Origin of the sequence: Acinetobacter sp. HR7, from assembly GCF_000773685.1 — a bacterium.
Taxonomy (GTDB): domain Bacteria; phylum Pseudomonadota; class Gammaproteobacteria; order Pseudomonadales; family Moraxellaceae; genus Acinetobacter; species Acinetobacter thermotolerans.
In genome coordinates this window covers 23,717-38,538 of the sequence record NZ_JPQO01000145.1, presented here as the reverse complement: position 1 = coordinate 38,538, position 14,822 = coordinate 23,717, and the positions used below count along the sequence as shown (strand labels likewise).

Here is a 14,822-nt window from a genome sequence, read left to right as displayed (position 1 = left end):
AAAACTGCTTATAATTCATCCGAAATAAGCCTCATGTACTAATACATTTCAAGTATAAGTACATGAGGTTTTTCTATGGATCAACGGTTAGGGATGCCGCACTGATTTACTTAATGGTTCATGCGATATGTATTTATTACCTGCTTCTGTTCGTGCGCTTCCACGTTCTCAATGGCAACGCATTGCGACTGCATTATGTTTCTTCGCTCTAGGCTTTAGCACAGCAGCCTGGGCACCGTTGATTCCATTGGTACAGCAGCGCCTGAATCTGTCACACTCAGATTTTGGAGTGTTACTGCTGGGTGCAGGTGTAGGTTCAATGATTGCAATGCCATTGGCTGGCCGTCTGGCACACCGTTTTGGTTGCCGTCCGGTGATTGCCACTGTGCTGGCAGCTTTTGCTGTCATTCTGCCGGCATTAGCATTAAGTCCATCTAAAGGTGTACTCGCTGCAGCATTATTTGCGTTCGGTTCGAGTGCAGGTGCACTGGGTGTTTCAGTCAACCTGCAGGCCATTAAACTGGAAAGCCAGCAACGTAAAAGCATGATGTCATTGTTCCATGGTATCTGTAGCTTAGGCGGTTTGGCTGGTGTATTAGGCATGACAACTATGCTTGGCTTGGGTTTAGCTGTTCCATTAAGTGCACTGGTGATCAGCCTGAGTATTATGCTGGTGATGATGCTAGCTGTACCTTTCTGCCTAAAAGCAGAAGCTCCTGCGACTGAAACTACACAGGTAAGTAAAGTTGAAGAAGAAAAGCATCGCCCTAGCTTTGCCATTCTGTGCATGGGACTTATCTGTTTTATCGCTTTTCTGTCTGAAGGCGCAGCGATGGACTGGAGTGGAATTTACCTGAATACTCAATTTAAAGTAGAAGCATCTCAGGCAGGTTTAGCGTATAGCTGTTTCGCAGCTTTAATGGTGGCAGGCCGTTTAAGTGGTCACCTGATCATCAAATTCTTTGGTGAAAAGAATACCATTTTGTACAGTGCAGCATTGGCGGGTCTAGGTCTGTTAACTGTGGTATTTGCACCAGTCTGGTATGTGGCTTTGATCGGCTATGCAATTTTGGGTCTAGGCAGCGCCAACATCGTACCTTTGATGTTCTCGCGTGCCGGACGTCAACCAAACATGCCTAAACATATTGCTTTATCATATGTTTCGATCTTTGCTTACACCGGTTCGCTGCTTGGACCTGCACTGGTCGGCTTTGGTAGTGAAATGATTGGTTTAAGTCATGTATTCTTTGTGATTGCAGTTGGCCTGATCGGGATCACTGTGTTGAACCAGATGAGTTCAGCACCGGCAACTGCAGCAGAAAAAACACAAACACCAGCTTAAAGCTGGTGTTTTTCTTTATAAAAATAAAAGTTAAATAATTTAGTGCTGTAAAGAGAGATGATGTGCCTTTTGTTTGCTGAGCGGGCGGTAAATATACTGGCTGCCCACATGTTTCAGATCTTTTAAAATCGAATCGCGCCAATGCAGAATGTCATAATCCAACAAACCTTGAAATAAGGCTTTATAACGGGCAATACGTTCAGTTCTTGGCATGGTAATGGCCCGTTTTAATGCTCTGATCATGCTGTACTGATCATGCGGATCAACAATCAGGGCTTCCTTCATTTGTTCTGCAGCACCCGCATATTTGGATAGAATCAAGATTCCTGGATCTTGTGGATCCTGCGCAGCGATATATTCCTTAGCCACCAGATTCATTCCATCATAAATGGAATTCACCCAGCAGATTTCCGCTTTGCGGTACAAGCTCATCAGGGCATGATGACTTAAAGTATCGTAGTAACAATCAAACACCGGTTTCTCTGTAGCAAATTCCTGATTGAGCTGTTCCACACCTTTTTGGAAATCACGATAAAGATGGGCATAGGTCGGAACTTCCAGCCGGCAAGGCGAAGCAATCTGGAACTGACGTATTTGTGACAGCATTTCTGGTGATTGCTGGAAACACTGCCGTAATGCATTCACTTTTTGTAATAAGCCTTTGCTGTAATCAATCCGGTCTACAGAAATAATGTGTTTGACGTCTGGATCAGCACTAAAATCAAAAGGCAAATCCATGGATGCTTGCTGTTCAGCACGACGCTGAATTGCGGTTGGATGTACACTGATCGGATAAGCCTTGATTTCTACCTGGCGCTGACCATTGCGCAGTGTATTCGGTGAATGCGCAGTCAAGGCAAACGTCGTTTTCAGAAATTCATAACAGTGTTTCTGATCACGTTGGGTTTGTAGGCCCAATAAGTCATATTGCGCCAAATGCACGGCAAGTTGCGGTGCACACACCAGATCTTTCCATTTCGCTGTTTCCGGAAAAGGAATATGCAGGAAGAAACCAATCCGGTTACGCATACCGAGCTGACGGCAATAATGGGCAACACTTAAAAAGTGATAATCTTGCACCCAGATCATATCGCTAGGTTGCGCGATCTTTTGTAGCTGGCGGGCAAACTTTAAATTGACATCCTGATAGATCTGGTAGTCCTGATCTGTATAGTCAATATACTGATTCTGGTCATGCATCAATGGCCAAAGTGCACCATTGGCAAAACCACAGTAATATCCCTGATATTCAGCTTCTGAGAAGCTGCAGGTATGATATTCAATTTGATGATCTTTCAGGACGTCAAATGTATGTTGCCGATTTGTCGTCTTTTTACCATTCCATCCCATCCAGATGCCACCAATACCGTTGAGGGCATCTTCAATGGCAACCGCCAGTCCACCTGCCTGTGTGGATTTTGGATTCGGCAGGGTTACGCGGTTGGATAATACAATGAGTCGGGACACGTGTTTTCTCCTTTCATTTCTTGTTTTAACGCTTGTAGTGTTGTTAAAAATTCATGTAAGAAAAAACCGACATCTGCCACATGATCTAAACGACCTCGGGCTGCGCTTTCTCCTGGACCAACTTTGATCGACATACCTCCATAGTCATTAATGGTGTGAAAACCAGCTTCATCCGTTAAATCATCCCCAATAAAAATGGGGTAGAACGCATGATCTTCAAGGCTGTTTAAGACGTGCCGGATGGCCGCACCTTTGTTACAGCCTCGAGGTACCAGTTCATAAACGCATTTGCCGCTTTTCAGTTCAAAACTTGAATTGTGTTTTAGATAATCTTCAATAATGGCTTTTGCCTGATCCGCATATTCAGGATGCTCACGAAAATGCAGGGCGATTGAATAGGTTTTGATTTCAACGCGGATTGGATGCCATTGTTCGGAATGTTGCTGTGCATGGACTTTGAGTTGATTTAATTCTTCGAGATTGACTTGTACCAGCTGTTGAACACTGCCATCTTGTTGCAGCAATTCCAGACCATGTGAACCGGCAATATTCCACTGGTGTGGTTGAATCAACTTTTGTGCCTGAGAAATGGAGCGTCCTGTTACTAGATATAGAGGAATCAGCTGTTGCAGCTGATTCAAGACATGTAATGTCGAAGTAGGAATGAAGCTTTTTTCGGGATCAGGATGGAATTCTGAAAGGGTGCCATCAATGTCTAAAAATAAAATAAAAGGATTGTTATTAATATTCGATCGTCGCTCAACTTTGTTGGCGATTTTATTAAAAATAAGATCAAGGACGGGGTATGAAGTTTTCATTTTGGTTTGTAAAAAATTACAGTCTCTTTGATGCATTGCTTATTTTTATAGCATGCAAAAGAACTGCTTTTTTTATTCTCACAATGAATAATACATTTCGCCTATCTAAAGTAACGTTGAAATATCTTGAAAATCTAATACCTAGATTAATTTTATCCGACATTATTTTGCTGCCGCTATACAACAGATAAATAGATGCGCTTTTGTATAAGATTTTTTATTCATGACAAGCAACATTGTCACTTTGATATCGAAGTGTTAAGAATTGAGATTAAAAATGGATCAGAATTACAAGGAGACTGTTCCTTAAAATGTAGTCAAACATGGTCAAGGACTAATTCGCACTCTGTTAATGTCTTGTTGCCAAGCGTGTAACTAGAGCCTGAGTCGGTCAGTTCCGACTTGTAGCGGTCAGTCCGTTCTTGCAGAATACGTTTTACAGTTTTGTAAGGCGTATAACGACTTATCTCATTGTCGTTTAATCTTGCAAGCACGTTTCTCGCAGCATTCCAATCAGCCTGTATAACTTCCCCATTAGTACGGTAAAACCGATCTCCTTTACGTGTGCCAATCAATAGCCCACTAAAGGAATCAATTTGCGAAGTATATGCAGAATTGACAAGATGCACCGTAGAACCTCTACGGTGAGATATACCTGTTAGGGCATCAGCTAATAAGCCTTTAACCCATGTATTTAAGCGTCTATTGGTGTTTTTGCCATAGTTGCGTTTACTTTGAATTGGGGATGTTAAATCCTCCGCAACAATAACCTTAGCCTTATCAACTAATCGGTGGGTAGCTGTAAAGATCAATGTCTTGAGCTTTGCTTTTTGAGTATCTTGTCGCTTATCTAGTTTTTTTCGACCTAGATTATTTCACTCAATTTTCTGTTTCTTGTGTGGTTTAGATTTGGCAATCGCTCTGAGCTTGTTTCTGTGCTTGTACTTTTGATTTAAATAATCTGATTCACTTGAGATCAAATTGCCTAAACCATCACCATATACATCGCCATCAGAGTCCACAAAAGCTTCTGAGTACCCTTTATCAACGCCTACCGTTGCTGTGCCACAATCTTGAGTTTCAACTGCATCATAGGTTGAATGAACTTCAACATTACCATTTCTTAGAATAATCCTTAATGTGCCTTGCGGTGCAAAATCAACAGTCGTATTTAATGGGATTTTAATGGTTTGTCGAGGGATTAGGCTTGGTACTTTAAGCCAACATTGACCATTTAACTCAAAGGTTTTACACATATCCGCACGAACAATAATCTGATTATACGTGTGATTAACGCCATGCCTAAAGTGTTTACGCATTTGACGATGGAGGAAATTATCAGTAGCCCACTCTTCTTTTTTAAGCAACGTGTATAGTCTTTTTAATTCCTTATCGCATGTCGTTCTTTTTCGGATTGCTTGTTTTACCTTTTCTTTTGATGCTTCTCGATAGGCTTTAATATCACCTATGCAATCACGTAGCGTTTCCTTCCACGCATTTGCTGAAACACCAAAGTCACGACCTTCTTTCATCCACGCATCACAAATAGCTCTGTCACTGATATTCAAACCTGAAATAGCACCATATTTAGCCCAAACCTCGCTACGAATACGACCAAGTAAAACAGCTTGTTTCTCAAGCTGTTTGTACTTTTGCACATTCAAGTTTTTACAGTGGTGGATGCGGGTTAGTTTCAAAAGAAGTAAAACCTTGTGTTAGAATATTTAATAAAAAACATATACATATTGTATATGTTTGGTGTCTTTTGTCTATATTTTTAATGATAGTAATCTACTCTCTTATTTTAAAGAAAATCAAAAATAAACAAATGGATAAACAAAAAGTCCAAAAAAATAAAAACACAATAAAGCTCAGGACAACAGCCATGACGCTTCTTAATAAACTTTATGCTGCAATCGCAGCCACGGTAACCGTAGTTGCCGTAACCGTGGGTGTGGTCAACAAGGTCACATCACCCACCCAGCAGGTAGATGCAGATTTAAACTACCTGCAACCTCAGGTTTTACCTGTTTCTACAGGCTCAAGCTCTTCATATACCACAACTTTAAAAAATACCAAACTTGGTACCCGCCAGTTTCAGAGCCAGGCTCAAACACCTGTATCTGATAATGCAAATGCAAGATGGAGTAATTACACACGGGACTATCAATATCCGAATATGGTGACGCTGCCGGTGCAGTGGCTCAGCATGCGTGATGGCACCAGAATCGCAGTGCGAGTGACTTTACCTGCAGATGAAAATAAGCAGCCAATCTATGGCAAATTCCCGGTGATTCTGATCCAGACGGCGTATAACACCGGCCTAGCAGGGCAGATTGCTGACATGGCGGGTGGCCCAAACCCGGAATTTGTTCGTCGTGGTTATGCCACCGTCGTTGCTGATGTACGTGGCACCGGTTCTTCGGAAGGAGTATGGCAGGCCTTCGATGAAACAGAACAGGAAGACAGCAAGGAAATTATTGACTGGGCCAGCAAGCAGTACTGGTCAAATGGCAAGATTGGCCTCTATGGCGTGTCTTATCTTGGTATTACCAGCCTGCTCGGTGCATCTACGCAACATCCAGCAGTCAAGGCCGCTTTCCCAATGGTACCGATTGGCGATGGCTACCGTGACATTCTATTCAATGGCGGTCAACTCAATACCAACTTCATTCCGTTATGGATGAGTCTGGTCGGCTTGCTGGGTGCTTTGCCGGTCGATGCACTACAGGTTGATCCGGTCAACGGCATTGTCATGGGATTGGACAAAATCCAGAACATGCTGTTTGAATTCCAGCTTCCCTTAACCTTCCAGGCCCTACAGGGTACCGATACCGCTTTTGACAGCGATTTCTGGCGTCAACGTTCGCCGTTGGAATATGCCCATAAAATCAAGGTGCCGACCTTTGTTGTCGGTGGTACGCGTGACCTGTTCCAGCGTAGTGAACCCTTATGGCTGGAAGCGTTAAAAGACCAGACCACAGCCAAAATTCTAATTGGTCCATGGAACCATTTACAGGCTGCTTTGGGTTCAACTTCAGGCAATGGAGATGTCCCTGCAGTCAACAACATTGCCTTACAATGGTTTGACCAGTATCTCAAGGGTATAGATACAAAAGCAGAAAAATTACCCAACGTAACCCAATGGGTCTATGGTCATGAAAAATTTGTGACATCAACCGACTGGCCACATATCGGAATTCAGCCAGACCGTTTATACCTGAATAGCTTGGGCAAACTGGTGACGAACAAGTCAACGTCCAGCATTGGTGAAAGTTTCCTGCTTGAAGCACCTACTTTCGGGATTTGTTCGAATACAGTTGAGACAGTGACCATTGGTGTTGCTGCAATATTGCCATTCCCATGTTTGCAAAATAACAATATGTCGAACATTCCAGCAGCAGTGTTTAATTCTGATACCTTGCAGAATGACTATTATCTGAATGGGCCAATTCAGGCAGATCTTTGGGTCTCTTCCAGTGCTCCGGATATGGGACTGGTGGTTCGTATTGCAGATGTGGATCCAAAAACAGGCAATGCCAAAGCACTGAGTACCGGTATTCTGACCGCTTCTTTACGCAAGGTGGATGAAACGCGTTCTCGGTATATCAATGGCGTGATGATGCAGCCGTGGCATACCTTCAAGAAAGAGGATGTCCAACCACTGGAGAAGAACAAACCAGTGCTGATGAATATTGAAATTGCACCAGTGGCAGCACTGATTCCGAAAGGGCATCAATTACAGATTTCTGTGGTAGCAAGTGATATCTGGAAAGGCGTTGCACCATTACCAACGTTGAAATCCACCTTGAATGGTTCAATTTCGATTTATTCGAACTCCAAGTATCCATCCAGCGTGGTATTGCCAAAAGTGTCAACACAATATCTGAATCCTTAATTTCTTGAAAGATAAAAAGCCCCAGCATAAGTTCTGGGGCTTTCTTTTAGAAAATACTTAAATCAGGCTGCAAATAATGGACTAAAACCATGCTTACGCAATAATTTCCGGTACATGCTGGAGCTACGGTCGGCAGGGAAATGGGCTTCCAAAGACAAGTCCAAAGGCAAATATTCTGGTTTCTGGTTCTCCACAATCATACGGTCTTCTTCAAAGATTTTCAGGTTAAAGTCATACGCATCTTCAACTGGCAGATCTTTGTCATAGTTCCGACAGATGGGGGCAAACAGGCGAGTGGTACGCGCTGTCATCGGTGAAGCCGCATTCATAATCACTTGTTTGGCATCTTCCGGGAAATGAATGGTGAGTGTTGCCGTAAATGGTACACTTATTTCAAAATGTCGTAACCATTTAAAATTTTCTGCTCCCCGTTGATCCAGTCCAATCGGGTAACGTCCAACAGTACTTAGATAATCTGCTGCAAAACCATAATCCGTTTCATAGGTTTTATAATCAGGCACTTCAGCATTATCGGGATCACCAAAGGTATCTGGATGGACCCAGGCGAAATGCGCGACATCAATAAAACCTTCTAGTTGACGTCCCGCAAAGCATTTAATGTCCACGATTGGGCAGACCAGTTGCTGATAATCAGGATCTTCCCAATAAGGCATATACGGAATATTCGGTTCCGCATTTTTATCCGCCAGTAGAGAACACCAGATCAGGCCATATTTTTCTACTGAGGCATAGGTTTTTAGATGGAATCGATCAGAGATCTTTTGATCGGGATGGGCAGGAATACGGTTGCATTTACCTTCAGCACCGAAGCGCAAACCATGATAGGGACAGACCACACCTTGGCCGTCATTTTTGCCTAAACTTAACGCTACCCCACGATGCGGACAGGCATCTTTGGCAACAATCACTTCATCACCCATTTTATAAATCACCAAGGGCATATCCAAAAGCATTGTGCCCATCGGCTGCTCTGTGACTTCACGTGCCAGTGCGACTGGATACCAGTATTTTGCCAACAAGTGCCAGTCATGTTCAGAAAATGTCATATGAACTGGCAAGTCTGGATTATGGGTGAGGATCGTTTTGCTATTCATCATGGCCTCAAATTCGTCTGCTTTTCATGACTATAGAACAAGGACCCATTCACTGAAATTAGAGAAATCTGGACAACGCATTAAGAAAATTAGAACAGCTAAACGACATGCCTAACAAAAAGCGTGTTTTCGCTTAAACCTGAGGTTTAGACGATCTAAGCCATTATTTATCCCTCCAATTCCTGAGAGAGCTGATTTTTAAGGTGTTCCATCTGCTCAATAATGTGTTTAATCATCAGTTGTGACGCACGGGAAATTTGGCGTTTCGGTGCCACGCAAAGTGCGATAGTCAAAGGGCGTACACCTTTTTCGGTAATGGGTTTAAAAATCAGTTCATCACGTTGCAGCTCGGGATAGACATCCAGATAACTTAAGATGCCAATCCCGGTATTGGCCTTGATCATACTGTTCATTAAACGAATATCATTCGATTCCGTTTTCCGTGCAGGTATAAATTTGTGGTGTTTATAAATCGCCTGTACATAGTCATGCACAATTAGCGGTTCTGAGGGAATAAAGTGGTTGTCATTTAACGTATCCGAAAAATAAATCTTTTCAGCCTCTGCCAGTGGATGTTGTTTGGACATGACAAAACCCAATGGCAATTCAAGGAAATGTAAGACTTCAAGCTGATGATGGGCTTTGGGATTCATAATGAGTCCAAAATCCAGTTCAGCATCCATTATTTTGCGGGCAACCACTTCACTGTCAGCCACTCTAATATTGAAATTGATCCAGGGATACTGTTCATACATATGCTGCAGCGACTGCATGACAAAACCCTCACTCAAAGCAGCAATCAGCCCGAATTCGATACTGCCACGTTTTAGCCCCTGAATTTCATCAAAGCGAATACAGGTCTGCTGGAATTCCTTTTGCCATTTCAGAATATCGGCATACAGCATTTCACCCGCCAAAGTCAGTTTCAGCCCATTCGGTAAGCGCTCAAACAGATCGATACCCAGTTCTTCTTCAGCAAGGGCAATTTGACGATGTACTGCAGATACCGAGATAAACAGCTGATCCGCAGCCTTACGCAAACTTCCGCTTTTCGCTACCGCAATAAAGTATTCGGAAAAACGTGAGAAAGGAGTATTCAACAATTTACTCAAGCCAGATCTACCTGTATTTAAAATTCGATAAACAGCTTTATGCGAGTTTTATGCCAAGGCCGGGAACTAGAACCCAATAAAATCAGGTATTTCAGTCTTATGTTCTAATTTTTAGAATGATTTATACGAAACATTCTAATAGACGAAATATCAAAAAAACCAGTAATTTCAATCATAAATAAGTGGGACGTTAACTGAACTCGGCCACGTTCCAAGACATTAAAACGATTCAGAATTTTGCAGAAAAAAGGTTTGATATGAACGCTATTCCAATGATCAATGTATTTAGCAAACCATGCTACAGCCAGTTTGACGATCAGGATTGGGAGATTCTGGCGCATCATTGGTATCCGGTTGCACGTATTCAGGACGTCACCGAAAAACCGCAGCAAGTCACTTTGCTGGATGTCAAACTTGCAATCTATAAAACTGAAAGCGGTACAATTCATCTGGTCCGTGATATCTGTCCGCACCGCGGGGTGCCACTGAGTAAGGGATGGGTTTCTGGAGAAAGTATCGTCTGTCCATATCATGGCCTCGAATATAATGAGCACGGGAAGTGCGTCAAAATTCCGGCACAACCTGAACTGACCAAAATTTCTGACCGTTTTTCACTGACCAAATTCCCAGTGGTAGAAAAATACGGTCTGGTGTGGACCAGCCTGTTTAATCGTGATGAAAGCACAGCGAATTTCCCAGTGCTAGAAACCTGGGATACAACAGATCATCAATCCATCCTGCCGCCGTTTGTAGATATTGGTGGTTCCAGCGGTCGTCAATTAGAAGGCTTTATCGATGTCGCACATTTTGCCTTTGTGCATCACAATGCCTTTGCCGATCGTGATAATCCGGTGGTGCCGAAATACAGTACCGAACGTACGCCGTATGGTCTGCATACTGAATACGTCAGCAATGTCAGCAACTACCCGCATGGCTTGCAACATCTGGCACCAGAAGGCTTTTTATGGAAACGTGTGTTTGATGTCTATCCGCCATTTTCAGCGACTTTAACTGTACATTTTCCAAATGATGGCATCCTTAAAATCCTGAATGCCTGCTGTCCGGTCTCACATAACAAAACCCGACTGTTTGTACCACTGACCCGTAATTTTGATACGACAGGCGATTTACAGGCAGTTTACGATTTTAACGCGCAGATCTTTGCTGAAGATCAGGAAATGGTGGAAAGCCAAAAACCGGAAGAACTGCCGTTGGATATTTCTATGGAAGCGCACTTTGAAGCCGACCGTTCATCGACGACTTATCGCCGTATATTAGCCGAAATGGGATTAAGTAAACGCTATATTGTTTAATATAAGAGATTAATTTTTATTTAATATAAGCTGCATTGAAATAATATGATTTTAAGTGCAGCTTATATTTTCAATATGATTTTATTTAAAATAAATTTTGGAATAATTAAATGAGTCGTCCGAATCAGGAACAGATATTAAAATTTTTGAAACTCTCCAATGAGGTTGGACGTCGTGCAACCGAGCTAGGGCATCATCCTTTTGGAGCTGTACTGGTCGCGCCAGATCATGAAACGGTACTGTTGACCCAGTGCAATATCGATACAGTCAATCATGCCGAATCAACTTTAGCCCGTATTGCTGCGACCAATTATCCCGCGGATTATTTATGGCAATGTACGCTATATACCGCTGTAGAACCTTGCTGTATGTGTGCTGGAACCATCTATTGGGCCAATATTGGCCGTGTGGTGTATGGCATGTCGGAAGAACGACTGCTGGAATGTACCGGCAATCATCAGGAAAACCCGACCATGAGTGTCAGCTCGGAATATGTGTTTAGTCATGGACAAAAGGACATCGATCTGATTGGTCCAGTGCCTGAGATTGAAGCGGAAACTGTCAGCTTGCAACAGCAGTTCTGGCAAAACCGATAAATATTTATCTAAACTAAAATCCCATTTTTATAATGGGATTTTTTATTTTATAGTGTAATAATTTTAAATATTAACGCCCAATTTAATTGCACCAAAAATTAAAAATTGCACTTATTTAAAACATATTTATTTAATATTAAAAAGCAATCTCTGTTTATAAATTTAAAAATACGAAATCTGAGCTTTTATTTAAAAGGAATAAATTAAATCCATGGTTTTTTAAACAAGTTGGAATAGTTATTGCTAATTATAAATAGAACCAACTGAACTCATCTGAGCCAAGTTTTTAATGAATGTGCATGTGCACACGTACAACAAGAGCGGAAGAGAATGAAAGAAAAAAAGATCTTTAAAACCGGATTCAAAACACTCATGGGGATGTTGTTTGCGGGTGGGCTGATAGCTACTTCAATGACACATGCACAGGATAAAGCCGCATTTGTTTATATCGGGCCGACCAGCGACCATGGCTGGACCTATTCACATGATCAGGGCCGAATCAAGGCGGAAAAAGCACTGGCGGGCAAATATAAAACTTCCTATATCGAGAATGTGCCTGAAACTGCCGATGCAGAACGTGTGATCCGTAACCTGGCACAGCAGGGCAATAAAGTGGTTTTTGCGACATCGTTTGGCTATATGAATGCGATGGAAAAAGTCTCCAAGCAGTTCCCGAATACAGTCTTTATGCATGCGACAGGTTATAAGCAGGGTAAAAACCTGGGTGTCTATGACGTGCGTACCTATGAAGGTGCCTATATGCTCGGTGTAGTCGCAGGCCAGAAAACCAAAAACAATACACTCGGCGTTGTAGCGTCATTCCCAATTCCAGAAGTGGTGCGTAACATCAATGCCTATACCTTGGGTGCACAAAGCGTGAATCCAAAAGTAAAAACCAAAGTGATCTGGGTGAATTCTTGGTTTAACCCAGGCAAAGAACGTGATGCAGCTTTAGCTTTAATTGCACAAGGTGCAGATGTGCTGATGCAAAACACTGACTCTCCAGCTGTAGTACAAGCTGCTGAACAGAAAGGGGTCTATGCCTTTGGTTGGGACTCAGACATGAGCAAGTTTGGTCCTAAAGCACATCTGGCAGCTTCAGTATTACACTGGGAAAAAATCTATACCCCAGTGATGACGCAAGTCAGCAATAAAACCTGGAAACCAAGTGCTTTATGGTATGGCGTAAAACAAAAAGCAGTGGATATCGAAAACTTTGGTCCAATGGTCACTGCGGATGAGAAGAAAAAAGCCTTGGCTGCACGTGACGCGCTTCTAAAAGGCACCCTTCATCCATTTAGCGGACCAATTTACAAACAGGATGGCTCACTGTTAGTGGCTAAAGGCAAAACACTGGATGATGCAACCTTAGGAAAAATGAACTACTACGTGAAAGGTGTAGAAGGCGCATTACCAAAATAATGACAACAATAAGCAGCACTTTGATCTAAAAACAGGCTTGGTGATTCATCTGTTCTTGAACGAAAGTCAGATGAGTCATCCAGCCACATAAAACAGGGCACTGACAATGAACCAAACACAAGATTTGTCTGCGCATTCGCCCAAGCTGAATACAGTTTCAAGCCGAGAAATTCCACGTCTGGAACTGATCAATATCTGTAAAAGTTATAATTCTCTTAAGGCAAATGACCAGATTCATTTAACTGTTTATCCCGGACAGATTCACGCCATTTTAGGTGAAAATGGTGCAGGCAAAAGTACCCTGATGAAAATCATCTATGGTGCGGTCAAAGCAGATCAGGGCCAGATTCTCTGGAATGGCAAAGAAGTCAGAATCGACAGCCCATCCTTCGCCAGGAAGCTGGGTATCGGCATGGTCTATCAGCATTTTTCTTTGTTTGAGACCCTGACAGTTGCTGAAAATATTCTCTTAGGGCTCGATGAAAAAGTAGATTTAGCTGATCTCAGCAAAAAAATTATTGCCGTTTCTGAACAGTATGGTTTACCGGTTGATCCACGACGTGAAGTGCATTCCTTATCTGTGGGTGAACGGCAGCGTGTCGAAATCATTCGTTGCCTGTTACAGTATCCAGAGCTGATTATTCTGGATGAACCCACTTCAGTGCTGACCCCACAGGCCGTACGACAATTATTTAAAACCTTACGCCTGCTGGCATCCCAAGGGGTATCTATTCTTTATATAAGCCATAAGCTACACGAGATTCAGGAACTCTGTGATGAAGCCACGATTTTGCGGAATGGATGCGTGACTGGCAATGTCGATCCACGAGAAAAATCCACCAGTGAATTGGCTCGCCTGATGATTGGTCGGGATTTACCGACCTATATACGTGCAGAATATGAAGGTACGCCTGAAACCTGTTTTGAGGTAAAAAACCTCAGCTTTCAATCCGATGATCCTTTTGGTGTTTCTTTAAAAAATATCAATCTCAGCGTACAAGCTGGGGAAATTATGGGCATTGCCGGTATTTCAGGAAATGGGCAGGCTGAACTGCTGTCTTTGCTTTCAGGTGAAGCACTGACCCAAAATGGCCTGTTGTATCTGGAACAACAAGACATTACTGCACTGAGTGCTGGTCAACGCCGCGATGTTGGACTGGGCTTTGTTCCAGAAGAACGTTTAGGTCGTGGTGCCGTACCGAATATGACCCTGTCACAAAATGCGCTACTGACGGCCTATCGCCAAAAGTTTACCCAATGGGGGCTGATTAAATTTCAGAATATTCAGTCTTTCGCAGAAAAAATTATCGAAAAATTTGGCGTAAAAGCCAGTGGTGCATCAGCAGAAGCCCGGTCTTTATCAGGCGGTAATCTACAGAAATTTATTGTCGGTCGTGAAATTCTACAAAACCCAAAATTTCTGATTGTGGCTCAGCCTACCTGGGGTGTGGACGTCGGTGCTTCCATGTTTATCCGCCAGACCTTAATCGATCTATCTCGTCAGGGGGTTGGTATTTTGGTGATTTCTGAAGAACTGGAAGAGCTGTTTGAGATGAGCGATCGCATTTGTGTACTTGCCAATGGGGAATTATCAGCACCAGTACCGACTCAAGAAACCAATGCGGAAAAGATCGGCTTACTCATGTCCGGTATTCAACAGCAGGAAACCACCTCTGCAACAACAGAAGAGGTAGGTGTTCATGCTTAAGACCTTATTCAAACAGTTAATGCTTTTGGGA

At 42.8% G+C, this 14,822-nt stretch carries 12 protein-coding genes; 6 read left to right on the top strand and 6 right to left on the bottom strand.

The window, feature by feature from the left end; genetic code table 11:
• Positions 1–127: 127 nt before the first annotated feature.
• Positions 128–1,342, top strand: coding sequence for an MFS transporter (locus GW12_RS06570; RefSeq protein ID WP_034585183.1), 1,215 nt, complete (start codon positions 128–130; stop codon positions 1,340–1,342).
• A 39-nt stretch (positions 1,343–1,381) separates the two neighbouring features.
• Here GW12_RS06570 and GW12_RS06565 read toward each other — a convergent pair whose 3' ends face one another.
• The 4 genes from GW12_RS06565 to GW12_RS15985 form a co-directional block, all read right to left on the bottom strand.
• Positions 1,382–2,809 (bottom strand): trehalose-6-phosphate synthase, encoded by a 1,428-nt coding sequence (locus GW12_RS06565; protein WP_034585181.1) that lies wholly within the window; start codon positions 2,807–2,809, stop codon positions 1,382–1,384.
• Positions 2,776–3,627: a trehalose-phosphatase gene (gene otsB / locus GW12_RS06560; RefSeq protein WP_227504140.1), complete on the bottom strand. Its 852-nt coding sequence runs from the start codon at positions 3,625–3,627 to the stop codon at positions 2,776–2,778. The genes GW12_RS06565 and otsB overlap by 34 nt, the downstream gene beginning before the upstream one ends.
• Positions 3,628–3,944: 317 nt before the next feature.
• Positions 3,945–4,439, bottom strand: coding sequence for a zinc ribbon domain-containing protein (locus GW12_RS15990; RefSeq protein ID WP_227504139.1), 495 nt, complete (start codon positions 4,437–4,439; stop codon positions 3,945–3,947).
• A gap of 63 nt (positions 4,440–4,502) precedes the next feature.
• Complete coding sequence (locus GW12_RS15985; RefSeq protein WP_227504138.1) at positions 4,503–5,324, bottom strand: transposase; 822 nt, start codon at positions 5,322–5,324, stop codon at positions 4,503–4,505.
• Between the two features lie 188 nt (positions 5,325–5,512).
• On the opposite strand from GW12_RS15985, the gene GW12_RS15400 reads away from it, so the two are divergent.
• A complete protein-coding gene (locus tag GW12_RS15400) occupies positions 5,513–7,525 on the top strand; it encodes a CocE/NonD family hydrolase (protein ID WP_081403469.1) in 2,013 nt (670 codons plus the stop codon).
• A gap of 62 nt (positions 7,526–7,587) precedes the next feature.
• Here the strand turns inward: GW12_RS15400 and GW12_RS06545 are convergent, their stop codons facing one another.
• On the bottom strand, positions 7,588–8,640 hold the full coding sequence (locus tag GW12_RS06545) for an aromatic ring-hydroxylating dioxygenase subunit alpha (RefSeq protein ID WP_034585177.1): 1,053 nt from the start codon (positions 8,638–8,640) through the stop codon (positions 7,588–7,590).
• A 167-nt stretch (positions 8,641–8,807) separates the two neighbouring features.
• Positions 8,808–9,740, bottom strand: a complete 933-nt coding sequence (locus tag GW12_RS06540) for a LysR family transcriptional regulator (RefSeq protein ID WP_034585175.1) — start codon at positions 9,738–9,740, stop codon at positions 8,808–8,810.
• A 269-nt stretch (positions 9,741–10,009) separates the two neighbouring features.
• Here GW12_RS06540 and GW12_RS06535 point away from each other — a divergent pair, with 269 nt between their 5' ends.
• The 4 genes from GW12_RS06535 (at position 10,010) to GW12_RS06520 (ending at position 14,791) form a co-directional block, all read left to right on the top strand.
• Positions 10,010–11,065, top strand: coding sequence for an aromatic ring-hydroxylating dioxygenase subunit alpha (locus GW12_RS06535; protein WP_034585173.1), 1,056 nt, complete (start codon positions 10,010–10,012; stop codon positions 11,063–11,065).
• A 110-nt stretch (positions 11,066–11,175) separates the two neighbouring features.
• Positions 11,176–11,661, top strand: a complete 486-nt coding sequence (locus GW12_RS06530; RefSeq protein WP_034585171.1) for a nucleoside deaminase — start codon at positions 11,176–11,178, stop codon at positions 11,659–11,661.
• 330 nt (positions 11,662–11,991) lie between these two features.
• Positions 11,992–13,083 carry a BMP family ABC transporter substrate-binding protein gene (locus GW12_RS06525; protein WP_034585169.1) on the top strand — a complete coding sequence of 364 codons (1,092 nt, stop codon included), beginning with the start codon at positions 11,992–11,994 and terminating at the stop codon, positions 13,081–13,083.
• Positions 13,084–13,189: 106 nt separating this feature from the next.
• A complete protein-coding gene (locus tag GW12_RS06520) occupies positions 13,190–14,791 on the top strand; it encodes an ABC transporter ATP-binding protein (RefSeq protein WP_034585167.1) in 1,602 nt (533 codons plus the stop codon).
• Positions 14,792–14,822: the final 31 nt, after the last annotated feature.